The sequence below is a fragment of the Desulfobacter sp. genome (genome assembly GCA_028768545.1).
Lineage (GTDB): Bacteria > Desulfobacterota > Desulfobacteria > Desulfobacterales > Desulfobacteraceae > Desulfobacter.
This window is the reverse complement of sequence record CP054838.1, coordinates 4,274,768-4,292,291: the sequence shown is the minus strand read 5'-3', so window position 1 is coordinate 4,292,291 and position 17,524 is coordinate 4,274,768. Positions and strand designations below refer to the sequence as shown.

Genomic DNA, 17,524 nt, shown 5'->3' with positions numbered 1-17,524 from the left:
GGCACAGATGTTGCTTAAATAGCTAATAACGACAGAAAATCAAGAACGAGGCGGAAAATATTTCCCTCTCCAGCATAAAACGCCGGAAATACTTTCCCCACTTGAGATTTAACATGGAGGATCCATTTACACGGAGGAAAACTTATGGCACTTAGAATCAATACCAATGTGTCGGCGTTGAATGCACACAAGAACATGGTAAAAAACGACAACCAGCTGTCCACATCCTTAGAACGCCTATCTTCAGGCTTACGGATCAACAAGGCGGCAGATGATGCTTCGGGTATGTCCATTGCCGACTCCCTCCGCTCCCAGGGAATGGGTTTGGGCCAGGCCATCAAAAATGCCAATGACGGTATCAATATTGTTCAGACTGCAGATGCGGCCCTGGAAGAATCCATTAATATCGTCAACACCATCAAGACCAAAGCCATCCAGGCGGCCCAGGACGGCCAGACCACAGAATCAAGGGCTGCCATCCAGGCGGATATAGACAAATTGATGGAAGAGCTGGACATCATCGCTAAAACCACTTCATTCAACGGCCAGAAACTTTTGTCAGGACAGTTTACAGACAAAAAATTCCAGATCGGTGCCTATTCCGGAGAAACCGTAAACATATCCATTGCATCATCCGAATCCACCAAGATCGGCCATGTGACCACAGGAATATTCTCCCTTGAAGATGACAAACCCGGAACGGTTGAGATCGCCATTTACAGCACACTCCAGGATAAAAACTTCCAGCTCCAGGCAACCGAGATTGCCTTTAGCAACTCCAGGGAAGACAGCATGGCAGCCGTGGCTGACTCCATCAACAAACTCTCGGATGTCCTGGGTATTTCAGCCCAGGCCGATGTCACATCAACCACCATATCCACCATCGGAGAAGGCACCTTATCCCAATTTTCAATCAACGGAATCGTGATGAACGGGATCAATGTGGTGAAAAACGACACCGACGGTGCCCTGGTCAAGGCCATCAACTCTAAAAGCCCCCAGCACGGAATTCGGGCCACCGTGGATGCAGGAGGCTATCTGACGCTGACCTCAACCGACGGCAGGGCCATTGAGGTCAAGGCGGATGATGAGGGATTCAGCTCGGTTTTCAAAGGCCAGGACCTGTCCACCGTAGGAGAGATCAAACTCACACAGGCAGGGGCCAATGACATTGTCATCACCAATGTGGACGGCGGAGAGGTGGTCACCCTGACCAATAAGATGGATATCTTAAAATCAGACGCCTTTACAATGCCCGCGTCCTTTGAACCAGGCTCTAAAATCACCAAAAATTCTATTCTGGGGGCTGGCTGGACCACCAGTCAGGATATAGTGACCAATGCCGTCTTTACAGATAATTTAGTCACCACCCAGGACTCAAAATTTGCCGGAGGATCCGTCCTCGGCAAAGACTCCATCATACAGTTCCAGGGGATCATTTACGGAGATGTGACCACCTCGGGCACCTCTTCGAGCACCACCGCCCCAAGTACTCTGGCAAGTTATTCCACCGTAAGTTCCGGCAGTGTACTGGCCGCTGGAACCCAGATCGGCACTGGGGTACAGCTTGAAGGAGAATCTGTAATCGAAACCACGGCCGTCACCACGGCTGATAACGATATTGCCTCGGGCTCTATCCTGGCCGCAGGCACCATCCTGGCATCCAACATCCATCTTTCAGGGGTGAGTGTCACGGTGGAACAGACCCCGCCCACCACCGGGAACAGCACCCTGGCCTCGGGCTCAACCCTGACGCCCGGAACCATCCTGGCCGCCCAGACCGCCATTGTCAGCGGCAATGTGGTGATTGATGCCACAGAAAAGACCACGGTGGATTCCACCATTGGCCTGGGGTCCTACCTTGAGGTGGGTACGATGATCGGAAGCGCCACCATTGTTTCCGGCCAGGACTATAAAATCCACCAGACCGATGAGCTGACCGCCACATCCAGTATCACTTCGGGCTCCACCCTCAAGGCAGGTACCGTACTCAAGGCAGGCTCTTATGTGGCCAGTGGAGGAACCGGAATTACCGGCCTTGACGGAACCACCTATTCAGGGGTCTTAACCCAGGATGTCACCCTGTTAAATGATTATCCAGCCGGGGCCGGTGATTATGTCAATGCCGCAGCAGGCTCTACCCTTGCCAATAAAAACATAATGGCAAAAGCAGGATCAATTATTGCCGAGGATTCCAGCTTAAAGGCCGGTTCTAAGAACAATGCAGATGTAACCTTGAAAGCAGGATCCACCTTGGTGGATGACATGGCCAACATCAGCAAGGAAATCACCTTGGGTAAAGGATCTATTCTCGGCAACACCAGCATCATGCGCAACGGGTCCCAATTTTACGGCAGGGTGGAACTGGCCAGTGATGTCAATGTAACCAAGGAACAGGTCGTGGGTATCGGATCCACCCTTGAAAAAACCACCACCTTTATCAAGGCAGGATCCTCCATCGGCGGTACCATCACCCTGGATCAGGATGAAGAGGTGGCCGCAGGCTCCCAGATGCAGATTGAAAGAGGATCGACTCTTGCCCAGGGCAGCCTGATCACTGCAGGCACCTATCTGACCACGGATATTACCGCAGATGACGGCAATGTCTACAAGGCAGGAAAAACCCTTGAAAATGACATCACCACCGCCGGCATAAATGTGCTGACCGATCCGCTGACCCTGAAACAAGGTTCTATTATTGCCTCGGGCAGTACAATCACCGCCAATGTCGGGGGAAACAGTGCCCAGGCCAAGATGAGTGAATCATCCACGGCCCGGCTCTCGGATGTGGATGTCCTGACCCAGGACAACGCCCAGACAGCCATTGCCGTGGCCGACGCCACGTTGCGGGATCTTGACAAGGTCAGGGCGGACTTGGGTTCAGTACAGAACCAGCTTAACTCCACCATTGCCAATATCTCCACCACCCGGGTGAATGTACTTTCTGCAGAATCAACCATAAGAGATGTTGATTTTGCTGATGAATCCGGCAACTTTACCAAGCTGCAGATTTTGGCCCAGGCAGGGACCTTTGCCATGAGCCAGGCCAATGCAAGTTCCCAGAATATATTGAGCCTGCTTCAATAACCCCTAAACTTCAAGGCCCCGGAATTATTCCGGGGCCTTTTTCTTTTTTTTCTCATGTTTTTCGGGCCCATGTCCGATGATATATATAATTAATTAGGCGTAAACCGCCGTTAACGGAACGGAGAAAAACCATGGCAGGAGCAATCACCACTTTGGGCATCGGGTCAGGACTTGACCTTCAAAATATTTTAGATCAGTTGAAAACCGCTGAAAAAGCCCCGATCACAGCCAAAGAAACTCAAAAAACTGAACTTCAGGAAAAAATTAATGCCTATAACGGGGTTAATTCTAAACTTTTTTCTATGAAATCCAGTGCCCTTTCTCTCTCCCTTGAATCTGATTTTTTAAATACCAAAACATCTGTATCAGACGAAGATATCCTGACGGCCACGGCAAATAACGGTATTGAATCCTCCTCCCATTCCATTGAAGTGGTCCAGAAAGCCGTTTTCAGTTCTTGGCAGACCGATGGGGTCCCTTCAAAAGACACCATTATCTACGAAGGGCCTGATACAGGTATTGCATCCAAAGACGAGTCCGTGACCACGGAAAGCTCGACCATGGCCATTAAATACGGGGCACTTGAAAGCCAGCAGGCCATTGATATTGACCTGAATCCCGGGATGAGCCTGACCCAGATTGTCGGGGTAATAAATTCGTCAGAAGCCAACAAGGACGAAGAGGGAAATCTCATTGTCATGGCATCCTTGGGGACCATCGAGGACGGGGATTTTTATATCCGCCTGGCATCAGCATCTCCCGGCGACTCGGCAGATTCCCAGGTCAGCGTTGAAGGGGCTGATTTTGCCGTTGCTGATGTTACCATCTCAATCGGCAAGGCAGGGGATGAAGACCCCATGTACCTGAGCGTGGCTCCCGGCACTACCTATGAACAGATTGCAGCCGACATCAATGCCGCATCAGACAACCCCGGGGTCACGGCAAGCATTGTAGATACCGGCACCTCTGAAAATCCCTTTAAGCTTACACTCACGGCAAATAATACAGGGGAAGAAAACCGCCTGGTCATCCAGAACCTGCCCATGGCAGAAATGACCGGTGCGGATCAAGCCTCTTTAAATGCAATTTTCAAGGTCAACGGGGTGGAATACCAGCGCCAGACCAATTCAGGCATCACCGATGTCATCTCCGGTGTCACCTTGAACTTTAAAAAAGCAGGGGAAACCTCCTTAGGGGTTCAAAGGAACCTGGATCCTGTTAAAGAAAATATAAAATCTCTGGTTAAAGGATTTAATGAACTGATCGCCGAAATCAAAGGAAGCGATGGGGACAGCACATCCACTGAGGATGAAGACGATGAATTAACATCGCCCCTTGCTGACTCCTTTGACATGAAATCCCTGCTCTCCAAGCTCAGTTCTCTGATCACCACCTCAATCAATCCAGACTCCCAATATATTAATCTGGTGGACCTCGGGGTTGAAATCAACAAGGACGGGACCATGAGCCTGGACGAGGACAAGCTTGAACAGGCGGTTGAAGCTGATCCGGACGCGGTGCAGACCCTGTTTATCGGAGATGCGGATGCAGGGATTACAGGGCTCGGGGATATCATTGACGACGGTATTACAGAGATGGTCAGTTCCCAGGGCCTGGTCTCAACCGAGATTGATTCGGCCCAGATTCGAATGGAGAACCTGGATAAAAGTATTGAGGCTGCCACGGCACGGCTGGATAAAGAGTATGATACCATGACCAAGCAGTTTATACTGCTGGATAAAACCATTAGTTCACTCAACGCCCAGTCAACGGCAATGAACACCATTATTGACTCCTTTACCAAGACGACTGAAAAATAACCAAGAATTACCCAGGAGGTATAAATGGCTGGAACAGCTGAAATCAACAGCTATTTGAACAATCATTATGAGGGCATGAGTCCTGAACAGCTCATCCTTGCCCTTTATAAAACCGCTTTGAAAAACCTAGAGCTTGCCAAGGCAGGGATTGAAGAAAAAAATATCCAAAAAAGAGGGGAGCACCTGAGCAAGACCATTGCCATTGTTGCCGAGTTGAATGCCTCTGTGGATTCAACAATGACCGATGAGAGCACCCAGTTTTTAAGGGGGTTATATGCCTCCATCCTGGCGGAGCTGCCCAAGGTCTCCCTGACCAATGATATTAAAATTTTAACCCAGACCATACCTATATTTCCAAACTCAAAGAGATCTGGGAAAATCAGGTTATGGGACAAAAGAGCAAACCTGTCCTCCGGAAAAACATGGCAAGCCAATATCCGGGCAATGCGCCAACGAGCCGTTTCAGAGCCATTTCAGTCTGAGATTCATATGCGAAGGGGAAAAAAATGAACCAGGAATTTGAAAATATCACACATGCCATGGCCGTGCTGGACAGCATACAGGCAGAACATATTGAATCCTTTCAGACCGAGCTTATGCCGGATCTTGAAGATCAAATGGGAAAAAGACATCAGGCCTTTAACCAGCTGAGTGATCAATTAAACCTATTTTTTGCCCGAACCGAACAATATGATGAGGCTCAACTCAGATCAATGATCTTGACTTTTTCAAAACAGATGAATAAATTGCAAAATCAGAACCTGATGCTCAAAGAAAAAGTTGAATTGTACCGGGAAAACCTCAAGGCCAGAATGAAAAAAATGACAAAAGGTCATTGGTTCCTACCGGTCCCCCTATTCTTTTTCAACCAGACCCCGGGTGATTAATTTAACAAACTAAACGATTAGATTAACAAGCGAACAAGGAGGTTCCATGAATATCACGACCAGCATCAATCCGATCAATGGTTCAGGAGGAACGGCTGCCCCGCCAGAGGCAACAAAAATTGATGTGTCTGTAGCAGCATCCCAGGTAGAACAAAAATCTCAGGAAGACAAAGAACAATCCCTGTCTGTTCAGGAAGTCAAGGAACTGGCCGAAGGGTTAAACGAACTTATGGACGGGCTGCAGACCAGTATCGGATTTTCCATCCACGAAAAACTTTCCAACCAGGTTGTTGTGGAAATCAAGGATCGTCAAACAGATCAATTGATCAAGCAGATTCCATCCGAAGAGTTATTGGCCATTAAAGAAAAAATGGAAGAGTTCACCGGGATGCTATTCGATCAGAAGGCGTAATAAGGTTTGATTTGAAACTCCAGCCAAGGTGGGAATGTTCAGAATTCTGTGTCACGGTTTCGGTTCCCGGATCTGCCTCAGCGCCAGCGGAAGTAAAAGTCAGGTCCGAGAATGGGCCTTCAATCAGCCACGTCGGAGGAGTTGACTTTTGCTGGAGTGGAGTTCCTGGAACCATCTTTTCCATCTGTAAATAAATCCCTATCAAATTCCCAGCTCTTTATCCAGCCGGCCTTCAAAGAAAATTGCCAACTGGGAAATTGTCAGTGACCAATTTTGAATCGGCATTGTCCATTTTTTACTGGCGTTCTGGATCCCCATGTAAAGCAGCTTTAACAGGCTGTCCTGGTTCGGGAATGATCCCTTTGTTTTGGTCAGTTTTCGAAACTGTCGATGCACAGCCTCAATGGTATTTATCCGTCGAATCTCTTCTGGATATTTAAAGAAATGACTGAGGCGTTCCCAGTTGTTCCGCCAGGATTTTATCACAATCGGGTATTTGTCATTCCATTTATTTTCCAAGATATCCAGTTCTTCTTCGGCCAGATCCTTATTGACCGCTTTATAAACACGTTTTAGATCTGCCATAAATTCCTTTTTATTTTTGGAACCAACGTATTTCAATGAATTTCGGATCTGGTGGACTACGCAGAGTTGAACTTCTGTGTCCGGGAATATGGTCTCAATGGCCTCGGGAAAACCTTTTAGACCATCAACACAGGCAATCAGGATATCTTTTACCCCTCGGTTTGAAAGGTCTGTTAACACCTGCAGCCAGAAGTTCGCACCCTCATTCTCGGATATGTACAGCCCAAGAACCTCTTTGCGGCCCTCGATATTCACCCCAAGAATTGTGTAAACGGCTTTGCTGCCGACCTTTCCGTTTTCTCGTACTTTATAATGTATGGCATCAAGCCATACGATTGGGTACACATTTTCCAACGGCCTGGCCTGCCATTCTTTGACGGTATGGATGATTTTATCGGTAATGGTGCTCAGAGTGGCATTTGAAATCTCAAGTCCATAGATTTCCTGTAAATGGGAAGCCATATCATTATAACTCATGCCCAGGCCGTAAAGGGCTATTATCTTTCTTTCAATTTCATCGCTGAGCGTTGTCTGATGTTTTTTGACGATCTGTGGAGAGAAGGTTCCGGCCCTGTCACGCGGGGTTTCCAGCTCAAATTTACCATCCAGGGATTTAATGGTCTTTTTGCTTTTTCCATTACGGCGGTTGGCAGAAACTTCCTGCCCGAGATGGGACTCCAACTCTCCTTCAAGAGCAGCTTCAGCAAGATTTTTGATTAATGATGTAAGGACGCCGCCCTTACCTGTGAAGGGTTTACCTTCCTGGATGCCTTTAAGGGCTTTTTGAAAATCAAATTCGGTGTTTTCTTCGGTCATGTCAGTTCTCCTTATTTAGCTGAGTATATCAGCTTTCATTCAACTGACACAGAATTTTGAACGCCCTCGCCAAGGTAGAGGATCATAAGCGTTTGATTTTTTATTGAGATCAGTTGCCAATACCGCTCTTCCGTCTGGTTTCTGCCTCTTTAGGGCATGCTGGTTATTCAGACATTTCCGGTTCCAGGATATTGTACTGACAAGAATAAGTGGAATCTGAAATAACCACCTGTACAGCCTGATTGTTTTTTGAATTGATCACCAGAGGGCCTAAAAGGTTGGCTGTAATCTTTTGCTTTTCTTGTTTTCCAAGGATGTTCACCACCACGTAAACAACCACCTCATCCCTGTTTATATCCGTCCATCCAAGATCCTTGATGATCTTGTCTATCCCCACATTGTAGTCCGGCTTAAAAATAGTGGGATCCATGACCACTAAAGCAAGGTTGGGTTCGTCTATGGACTGAAACCAGCAGAACGGGGCAGTTTTAGGATCTTCAAGCAGTACAAAGCGTTCAAATCCTGAAAACCCGGGCAGCCCTTCGGGCATGGACAGGATTTTTGTCTCATCAATCTGAACCTCACCAAATTTTCTGGTACCTATTTTCAACGTTCCTTACTCCTTGAAAAATTTTTTCTTGATCAATGCTGCAGCCTGTGTAATGTCGCCCAGGTCTTTCTCAGCAGATTCAATATTTTCTTTTTGGATCTGTTCAAAGACTTCCATTCTCAATATGGTGATCTCCCTGGGTGCGTCAATACCGATTTTCACATTATTGCCCTCAACACTGAGGACACTTACGACAACCTCGTCCCCGATCTTGATCTTTTCATTTTCTTTCCGGGTTAAAACAAGCATATTATCCCTATTCTTATCTTAGATAATCCACAAGGCTGATGCTCAGCACTTTTGAGGTTGACGCCAGGGCCGCCTCGTAGGCAGTTTCAATATTCTTAAGGTTCATAATTGATTCTATCATATCTGCATCTTCTATGTTTGAACGGCGTTCTGTAAGGGTTAAGTTAACCTCTTTGGTAATGGATGACCTGACCTGTTCCCCCCAAAGATAAGGGGGCATTGTCCCCTGACTGCCATTGGAGACTAAATTCCTCAAGATCATGGCCGTTTTCTTTGATGGTAAATTTCTGGGTCACATCATCCCAGGCCACGGTATAATCAATCCGATTGCCGTTCTTAAGGGATTCAGCCTCCATGGCTTTTTCCACCTCTTTTGCCAGCTGTTCATGACTGGTGTAGGTTTTCTGGGCAATTGAGGCGGTGAGGCGGCTGGTTTTTAAATGAACATCTTCCTGGGTGATCTCAAGAAAATCCAACTTGTCATTTGAACCGTCAATGGTGATATTGACAATTTCCTTGTCCGAGATGGAAAAATGGGTTGTATCATCGCTGGCAGGTGAAAATCCCAGCTGATCTGCGGCATTTGACTGCTTATACCCCCCGGAGTACCAGAGCATTTTAAATGAGGAGATATCGGCATTTCCCGATTTTTTAAAAATAAACTCCTGTTCGGTCCCATCATAGGTGACGGCATAATCCACCTTGTTAAATGAAGCCTCTTTCATCCCGGTCTGGATCAATGAGGCCAGATGATTAAGATCAGTGTACTCTTCTTCGGGGATGGCGATGCTGGCCGTAACTGTATTCCCGTCAGCATCGGTTTCGGCAAACTCCACCCATTTGTTATCCCCGTCAATGGTCATGACCACGGGGGATGCATTTGAATCAAAGGACAGTTTTTGTTCAACATCCACATCAGGGCTGAACCCCAGGGACTTGGCAATGGTGTCACTGGAAGGTCCCCCGCTCTCCCAGAGCAGGCTGAAATCAGAAATATTGGCGCTGACATCCTGGACGTTGAACCGGTTGGTACCGGCATTGTATGTCACTGAATAATCTGCCGGCGGCACATTGGTGGATGCCGCATCAAGGGCAGCCTCCACGGCAGCGGCAAAACTTGTGGCATTACGGTAGGTGCCCAAAGCAACGGTGGCGGTGATGGTGGTGCCGGCGGTTGCCCCGATATCGGTTTCCCCAAAGGTAAAGGTATTGTTTGACGCATCAAGAATAATGGTACGGTCCAGGGGGGTATCTGAAGAGGGATAAACCGTTGAGTCGTCCACAGGGTAAAACCCGAGGGTGGATGCGGCATTGCTTGCGCTCCAGTCAAGATGAAACTCATCTAAATCAGCACCCAGCTCATGGATTTTAAACCGGCTGGTTGAGGCGTCATAAGAGACATTGTACTCGATCTGATTGGGACCTGCAGCACTGGGGGTTTCCAGCTTATTTTCAATATCCTTTGCCAGGGCATCCATATCCGTATAGGTAACATCGGCTCCCGTGGTGTTCAAATCAATGGACAAAGGGGTGATCCCGCCGGTGGAACTCACCTCCCTAAAAAAAATCGAATCGTTTGTTCCGTCCGTGATCACAAGTTCGGTAACGTATGCGGCTTCGGTGTCGGACACGGGCGGTGCCTTGATAATATTGTCTCCGTTAAAACCGATTTCATGGCCGGCACTATGGTCACCCATGGGGGGAATAATTTCAAAGGAGATATAGTCCCCTTGATTGTCAACCGGTCCGTCAAGCCGGATACTGATATCAGGCACCCCGTTTTCATCCAGATCAATGTCAACTGATTCGGCAGTGCCTGAAATAATTTCAGGGGTAATCACATACCCTGGATTGTTGACAATCTTCGATGTGTCATCTCCCTGCCAGACCAGGGTAAAGGGTTTGGTGCCGGCAGGTTCAGGCGTCCCTATGGTCAATGCATCCGTATTGGTAGTAATGGAGACATCATCCGGATCAATGGAGGAAGCGGTTTTGATATCGTTGATATAGGCATTGCCCCCTGATTCCCACTTAAACTCTGTTCTCAGGTATCCGTCATAGGATCCGTCCTCACGGATGGAATAGGTCTGGGTTTCATCATCATAATCCACAAGATAACTTGCGTTGTATCCCTCTTTGGCCGACACCTGGTTCAAGGCATTCCTGACTGCGGTTTCAAGGTCTTGGGTGGAATAGAGCCCGTCCGGGATAACGGCTTTCATTATTTTTTCAGATGCAGACCCGTGACCGTTGTCTTCTTTAATTACAATGGTGTTATTGGTTGAATTGATTTCAACTTCATCGCCCCAGAAAGTTTCCTGGCCGTCCCTGCCCACCTGGACCTGTGAATTTTTATCCGTTCTGATCTCAAAGGGGTTGGAATTGCCCGTATAAAGCACCTGGTTGGGCTCTGTGCTCTGATCGTAGACAAAGGGCATGGTATTGGTCTCTGTGCCCCCGAAAATATAATTCCCGTTGACCTGGGTATTGCCCAAAGAGACAATCTGCTCGACAATGCTGTTAATGCGTTCAATGGCATCCTGCCGTTCATCGACAGTGGTGGAATCATTGGCAAGACGGTTTACTTCTGATTTTGCATCCAGGATCAGGTTATTAATACTGGTCATGGCGTTTTCACTCGTCTCAAGCCATGATTTGCCCATGATCACATTTTCTTCGATCTGGTCCAGGTTTCCGATTGAATTTTTAATACTCAAAGTCTGACTCAATCCCAGGGGATCATCTGAAATTTCATTGATCTGTTTCTGGGTGCTTGTCACCTCATTGGTATTTTTCAAATCCTCGGTCAAATTGCCCAGGAGGTAGGTGGCCGTATAATAGGTATTGATATTGGGAACTCTCATTTTAACTCTCCTGTTACCTCATGGAAATCAGGGTATTGAGCATCTCATCAGATACGGACAGCAGTTTTGACGCCGCAGAATAGGCATGCTGGTATCTCATGAGCTGGATCATCTCTTCATCCAAAGACACGGCAGAAACCGCATCCCGCTGTTCTGTAATATTATTGACCATGGTGTCTGCAAAGGATTTTGAAGTTTTAATGGTTCGGGACTCAATCCCCAGAGAACCGATCAGGGTATTAAAATAATCATCCAGGGTCGCATAGGTATTGCTTGACTGGGCCTCGCTGCCCCGTTCAAAGGTCCATATTTTCAGGCTTTTTTCCACAAACTGGGCATCTGCAAGGGAGAGCGCATTGGCATTATCCCCGCTGGAAATCACCCCGGTGGTTCCATTCACCTTTGCAGCCGCAATGAGATTGGTGTCCTTGAGTGCGGTATTCATTTCCATGGTCAGGGCATCTTGGCCCTCAAAAAAGGTGTTGATCCCGGCAGCAGCAGCAAGGCCTGCATCAGATGATCCGTCATCTGAAAATGCAAACCCGTCATCATCCCCGCCCGGGGGTAAAATCTGAAGACTGCCCCCGGTTGGATCGTTCAAAACGCCCCAGACACCCGAGCCTGACCGTTCAAACCTCAGATCACTGGCGGCAAAATCAAGACCGCTCCAATCGGTGACCTTCATTTCCACATTGTCCTGGGAAAACCCGTTTTCCCCTGAATACTGGGTATTTTGAATGGTGTAATAGGTATCTGAGGCCTTGAACTCCAAACGGTTGTCAATGGTTGTCGAGGCTTTAAGGCCCGTGCCCTGGCGGTTAAACTCTTCGGAAAACGAATCCAGGGTCCAATGCCAGTCTGAAAGGGTCTCGCCTGTGGGATTGCCTTCCGGGGTCTGGGACAAAGGAATCCCTGTACTCCCGGTGGTCACGGTAAAGACATCACCGGCAAACAAGGTGCCGTCGTAAATTTTAAAATTCATCCCGTCCACCTGGACCTCTACCGGGGCCAGAGGGGTATATGGGGGATCATTTCCTTCAATGGTAAAGGTCCCTGTGGTCACGGAGTTGGACCACTCAATGACCAAAGGCTCTTCGCCTTCTCCAGGAAGGTGACCCACCTTGCCGCCCGAGACCACCTTGAACTGGTAAAGTTCATTAATGGAATTGGCCCGGCCCGTGATTCTAAAATCCAAAGGGTCAGGCCGGCCCTGGGCATCTGTATTGATGGTCAAAGTATTTCCCGCCACAAGACTGCCCGCAGCGATATCAAAGGTCAGGGTCTCCTTTCCCCCCTCCATGATGGTGACCTCTCCCTCATCTTCCACATGGATCAGACCCGTGGCCCCGGTCCTGACGCCGTCGGCATCCAGGCGTTCCCACCGGATCACCCCCTCATCATCGTAGAGGCTGGAGGTGGTAAAATTTCTATAGGTTTTGGACGGATCTGCATCCAGAAGATCATTTTCAGGGGAATTGGTTCCTTTTCCTGTGCCCGTGAGCACCCTGAATGTGGCAGAAGCGCCCAAGGTGTCTGAAAAATTTTCAACCTTAATGGGTTCTTCCTTGTCTATATTCTTAATAACCGAGATGGAACTGGCCGTCCTGACCACGGTATAATCGGCTGCCACACCGGCGGCGGCAAGATCTGAAATAATTTCAGTCTCAAAGAGCTGGGCCAGTTCAAGATCTGAGGTGCCTGCCCCTGCCGTGGTGTCAAAAAGGATTTGATGCCCGTCAAGGTCAAAAGAGATGGTCTCCCCGCCGGCCGTGGAAAACCCTGAAAATCCGCCCTCCCCTCCAAAGGTAAGGATAGAACTGCCCCGGGTGGCGGTGTTGGTACTGAAAAGCCCGCCGGCACCGGCGGCAGTAGACTGAAGCACAATACCCTCTTTGGCAACCACACTCACAGTGCCTGTGATAACGGCATTTTTATTTCCCGCACCTGCCGTGCTTTCGGCAATAAGGGTACCCGTGCCCTGGCCTGAAAAGCTCATATTGTCCACGGCAAGGGCAATGGCGTCATAACGGACCGTGTCCGAGGCATCCACAACATTGTTAAACCGAAGTTCGGTATCGGCCGCCCCTGAAGTGGTATTGCTCCCGCCCAATGCACTCACATTGACCAGGGCGTCGTCTCCGGTATCTCCTGATCCGTTGCGAAGCCGGATGCCTGATCCGTCCAGGGTCCTGAGCACCACTGAATTGGTATATGGATCATGCACCACCGAAAAGAGACTGGTGTCCAGTTCGGCTGCCATGGCCTCGCTGAATGCCTTGGCCATCTCACCGGCATCATTTACATCCACCCCGCTTAAATCAATATCCACGGAGGTTGTACTGGCGGCGGCCGTGCCTGAACCTGAAATACTTGAATCCACCACAAAGGTCACCGTGTCTCCGGAATCAAAATTAGCAAAATTGTCCAGGCGGATCCCGGTATTGTCCTGGACTTCAAAATCCTGGATTCCCAAGGTTCTGCCCGCGCTGGAGTTCAGGGTCAGGCCGTCAAGATAAAGGTCATCATCCTCGTTGATAAGATTCATAGCCTCAACACCTGCCAGCAAGGCATTTTCATACTGCTCCTGGAGGGTGGCTGAAACGGAATCCCGGATAAAACTCTGGGCCTGAACAACGCCGTCAACATAAAGAGAAAATTTCACCTCGTCCCCGTCCTGGATCCCCCCGTTATCAATGAGCTGATAGGTGGCTGAGGTGGCTGATGCATAGGCACTGACCCCGTCCACCTGGCTTAGGGCCTGGGCAATGGATGCGGCAGACCGTTTTGCGTCTCCGCCCACATCCTTGATCTCGATCACGCTGGTACCTGTGGGCCCGTTGTAAACGGTCAGGGTCTGGCCGGCAATGGCCCCGTCAAGGGAGGTGGCAACACCTGAGGTGGACCCGTTGGTCTGGACCGAGGCAAGGCCTGAACCATCCGTTTCCATGACCTCCATATCCCCGAGGGTGGCAGAGTCCATGACGGTGAGCTTGTAGATGGACTGGTTTCCCCCTGTGGCCGCCCCCTGCCAGTTGGTAATCCTGGCCTCTGACTCCCCCATGTCCATATGGATTCTGGAGTATTCGGTGGACGCCCCGGTTTTATCTTCCAGCCACATGGTAAAGGCCTTTGAAAAATCAATTTTGTCCCCGAATTCAAAACTGGTCAGCCACCCGCTCTCATCTGCCTGATAATCCCCCACCACAGGTTCGTTGTAATAGGTCAGCCCGGCCCCCTGGGAATGCTGGTAATTAATGGCCCAGATCATCTCTCGGGACAATTCATTGACCTGGGCCTGGTACTTGGGAATCACCGAATCCCGTATTTCCAGAAGCCCTCCGATCTTGCCCGAGGTGATCTTATCTGTAATCACCTGGCCGGAACCGGTTGATCCCTGCCAGACCACATCCTTGCCCGTCATGCTCAGGCTGTAGGAATCCACCCCGTTGACCAGGGTAAAACCGTTGGCCGCATTAACGATCAGGGCACCATCTCCCTGTTCAAAGGTGGAAATATCAATAAGATCGCCCAGTTCCTTGATCAATGCGGTCCTCTGATCCCGCTGGTCATTGGCTGTCCTATAAATCTCAGCAGATAAAATTTTCCTGTTCAAATCTGCAATTTTTACGGACAGGGTATTGATCTGCTGAACAGCAGCAGAGATATCCGAAGATATGTCTGTCAGTAATTTGTCCATATCCAGGACAGTGCTTTCAAACCGGTTGGTCAGCTTGTTCCCGCTCTCGTAAATGGCAACCCGTTCAGAAGAGCCTTGGGGATTGTCGGACAGATCGTGCCAGGAATTCCAGAACTCGGTCAGCACGGTGGTCAGGCTGGTCTCGCTGGATTCGTCAAAAAAACCTTCCAGCACCCGCATATAAGATTCCTGCTCCTCCAATGAGGCCTGGGTGGACTGTTCCCCTGTCAGCCTTGCTTCAAGCAGGGCATCCACACTCTGTTGAATCTGAAACATATCCACGCCCGTACCAAATAAAAACCCCCCATAAGCCGCTGGCTTGCGGCTGGTCTGATCTGCAGACTGGACAGAATAATTCGGATTGTTGACATTGGCAATATTCTGACCGGTAATGTTCAGCCCGTGCTGCTGGGTTGAAATGGCGGTCTTGGCAATACTTAGAGTGGAGGATATGCCTGACATGGTTTATACCTCTGCATTAATAAGACGGGTGGTTTCGTTGGATGAAAGGATATGGCCGTAAGAAGAATACTGATCCTGATCCGGACGCTGTTTAATCGTACTGAAAACACCGTCAATCACAGAAAGATATTCCAGAATATACCGTTTATTTTCATTGGCCATGAGTCCAATCTCATGTTTGAGCCCATCAATTTTAAGCCCGATTGTTTTAAGCCCTGACTTGATTCTCATTTTCAAAGGAAGGACTGCAACCACCTCCCTGACCCGAAAGGACCTGACATCCATTTCAAAATCGGACACATAGGTTTTCACCCGGTCAAGGATCCTTGCGATCATGGATTCAATGGACTCAACAATTTGTTTTTTTCTGTCCGTGGAATCCCAGAGTTTTTGGACATCCATATCTGTGATATATTTTTTTTCAGCCTCAAGAAGTACTTTGAGTTCCTTGTAAAATCCCAGGGTCTCGTTAAGCAGGCCTGACATGTCATCGGCAATTTTTTCCATTTTGGCTCTTCTCCTTTGATCATCAGTCTTTAAAGCGTTTGTTGCGCTTAAAGCCTGGTTCCATCAGGGAATAATTTTCCCTTTGGCCCATTTTTTTTATATCTAAAGGGATAAAGAGCAACTTTCATACCAGATCTTAAAAGGAAAGAATGGAAGGAAAAAAGAAAGGTTAAAGTGTTTTTTTCAGTTGATCGAATAAGAATTCTTGAGGCATGGGACAATTGATCGGTGAGATGCTGGTCGTACATGGATTCAAATACCTCAATGCTGTTGGATTTGGGAAACAGGGCATCTCCGGGCAGGGTCTGGCGCATGGATTGAAGTATTTTCTGGGTAAAAATCGCCTCAAACCCTTCACAGGCCTCTTTGAGTTCCTTTTCCTTTTCAGGGTCAACCGGCTTTATCTGGGCCAGTTGAGAGGCAAGCATCTGGTTTTGGATTGAATTTACAGGTCCTGTCATGGTCTATCCTTTCACACGTCTATAGAATCTCAAGTTCAGCCTGGAGTGCGCCAGCCACCTTTATTCCCTCAAGGATACTGATCAGATCTCTGGGTTTAACCCCCAGGGCATTCAGCCCCCGGACCAGCTCGCCAATGGTGGAATTTTCTTCAAGCATCATCACCCGGTCTTCCTGGGGCTCTTCATCTGCCCCGCCTTGAGGGTTGATGGTCACGGAAAGATCCCCATGGGCCACGGCCACGCTTGATATGGTGACATCAGATCCGATCACCACGGTTCCGGTCTTTTCATTGATCACCACACGGGCCGGCGCATCCGGAACCACAGACAGGGTTTCAATGTCGGCGATAAACTCTGCCACCCAGGCCTTCCTCATCTTCTCAGGTATTTTTAAACGCAGGGCACTGGCATCGATCAGCTGTGCACTTCCCTTGCCCACGGTGATGTTGATGGTGTCAGCCATCCGTCTTGCCGTGGTAAAATCCGGTCGGAACAAGAAAAGAATAAGATGGTGTTTTCCGTCGAGTTTAAATGGAATCTCCCGTTCCACGGTTGCCCCGTCCACCACCCGCGCCACCAGAAGATGGCTGTCCCTGTCGCCTGCACCGGAAGGAATAGCAAGGCTGACCGCCCCCTGGGCAAGTCCGTAAACCTGTCCGTCAACCCCCTTTAAGGGGCTCATTAAAAGGGTTCCCCCTTTAAGGCTTTTGGCATCGCCAAGGGAAGATACCGTAACATCCATCCGGTCTCCGATCCTGGCAAAGGGTTCAATCTCGGCTGTGACCATGACCGAGGCCACATTCTTGACCTTGAGCTGCCCTCCGGCATCATGGATGTTTATTTTCTTCATCATATTGACCAGAGACTGGCGTGTAAAACTGACCTTGTCTTTATCCCCTGTGCCGTTGAGCCCGACCACAAGGCCGTACCCGGTCAATTGATTTGAGCGTATACCCTTGATTGCGGCAAGATCTTTTATCCTGGCCGCCTCAAGGGAAAAAGGAGATACCCAAACCGCCAAAACCAGAAAAATCAATATTTTGATACTGCGTTTTTTAAATTCCATA

General features: G+C 48.8%; 13 protein-coding genes and 1 pseudogene. 5 read left to right on the top strand and 9 right to left on the bottom strand.

The window, feature by feature from the left end; all coding sequences use genetic code 11:
• The first annotated feature begins 144 nt into the window (after nt 1–144).
• The 5 genes and pseudogenes from HUN05_20840 (at nt 145) to HUN05_20820 (ending at nt 6,206) form a co-directional block, all read left to right on the top strand.
• Nucleotides 145–3,087, top strand: coding sequence for a flagellar protein FlaB (locus HUN05_20840; GenBank protein WDP87270.1), 2,943 nt, complete (start codon nt 145–147; stop codon nt 3,085–3,087).
• Between the two features lie 131 nt (nt 3,088–3,218).
• Entirely contained in the window at nt 3,219–4,907 is a 1,689-nt protein-coding gene (gene fliD / locus HUN05_20835; GenBank protein WDP87269.1) for a flagellar filament capping protein FliD, read from the top strand.
• Between the two features lie 24 nt (nt 4,908–4,931).
• A pseudogene (gene fliS / locus HUN05_20830) lies at nt 4,932–5,389 on the top strand (flagellar export chaperone FliS).
• Nucleotides 5,390–5,413: 24 nt separating this feature from the next.
• Nucleotides 5,414–5,794: a hypothetical protein gene (locus tag HUN05_20825; GenBank protein WDP87268.1), complete on the top strand. Its 381-nt coding sequence runs from the start codon at nt 5,414–5,416 to the stop codon at nt 5,792–5,794.
• A 46-nt stretch (nt 5,795–5,840) separates the two neighbouring features.
• Complete coding sequence (locus tag HUN05_20820; GenBank protein ID WDP87267.1) at nt 5,841–6,206, top strand: flagellar protein FlaG; 366 nt, start codon at nt 5,841–5,843, stop codon at nt 6,204–6,206.
• A 201-nt stretch (nt 6,207–6,407) separates the two neighbouring features.
• On the opposite strand, the gene HUN05_20815 is transcribed toward HUN05_20820, so the two are convergent.
• The 9 genes from HUN05_20815 to HUN05_20775 all read right to left on the bottom strand — a co-directional run bounded on the left by HUN05_20815 (nt 6,408) and on the right by HUN05_20775 (nt 17,523).
• Nucleotides 6,408–7,607: an IS256 family transposase gene (locus HUN05_20815; GenBank protein ID WDP87266.1), complete on the bottom strand. Its 1,200-nt coding sequence runs from the start codon at nt 7,605–7,607 to the stop codon at nt 6,408–6,410.
• A 163-nt stretch (nt 7,608–7,770) separates the two neighbouring features.
• Nucleotides 7,771–8,217 (bottom strand): flagellar assembly protein FliW, encoded by a 447-nt coding sequence (gene fliW / locus HUN05_20810; GenBank protein ID WDP87265.1) that lies wholly within the window; start codon nt 8,215–8,217, stop codon nt 7,771–7,773.
• 6 nt (nt 8,218–8,223) lie between these two features.
• Nucleotides 8,224–8,466 carry a carbon storage regulator CsrA gene (gene csrA / locus HUN05_20805; GenBank protein ID WDP87264.1) on the bottom strand — a complete coding sequence of 81 codons (243 nt, stop codon included), beginning with the start codon at nt 8,464–8,466 and terminating at the stop codon, nt 8,224–8,226.
• A 13-nt stretch (nt 8,467–8,479) separates the two neighbouring features.
• Nucleotides 8,480–8,587 carry a hypothetical protein gene (locus HUN05_20800; GenBank protein ID WDP87263.1) on the bottom strand — a complete coding sequence of 36 codons (108 nt, stop codon included), beginning with the start codon at nt 8,585–8,587 and terminating at the stop codon, nt 8,480–8,482.
• Nucleotides 8,588–8,630: 43 nt separating this feature from the next.
• A complete protein-coding gene (locus tag HUN05_20795; protein WDP87262.1) occupies nt 8,631–11,330 on the bottom strand; it encodes a hypothetical protein in 2,700 nt (899 codons plus the stop codon).
• A 13-nt stretch (nt 11,331–11,343) separates the two neighbouring features.
• The gene (flgK, locus tag HUN05_20790; protein ID WDP87261.1) at nt 11,344–15,489 is read right to left on the bottom strand and encodes a flagellar hook-associated protein FlgK; all 4,146 of its coding nucleotides are present in this window, start codon (nt 15,487–15,489) and stop codon (nt 11,344–11,346) included.
• Nucleotides 15,490–15,492: 3 nt separating this feature from the next.
• Complete coding sequence (locus HUN05_20785; protein WDP87260.1) at nt 15,493–15,996, bottom strand: hypothetical protein; 504 nt, start codon at nt 15,994–15,996, stop codon at nt 15,493–15,495.
• A gap of 47 nt (nt 15,997–16,043) precedes the next feature.
• Nucleotides 16,044–16,457 carry a rod-binding protein gene (locus HUN05_20780; GenBank protein WDP87259.1) on the bottom strand — a complete coding sequence of 138 codons (414 nt, stop codon included), beginning with the start codon at nt 16,455–16,457 and terminating at the stop codon, nt 16,044–16,046.
• A gap of 19 nt (nt 16,458–16,476) precedes the next feature.
• The gene (locus HUN05_20775) at nt 16,477–17,523 is read right to left on the bottom strand and encodes a flagellar basal body P-ring protein FlgI (GenBank protein WDP87258.1); all 1,047 of its coding nucleotides are present in this window, start codon (nt 17,521–17,523) and stop codon (nt 16,477–16,479) included.
• Between the last annotated feature and the right edge of the window lies 1 nt (nt 17,524).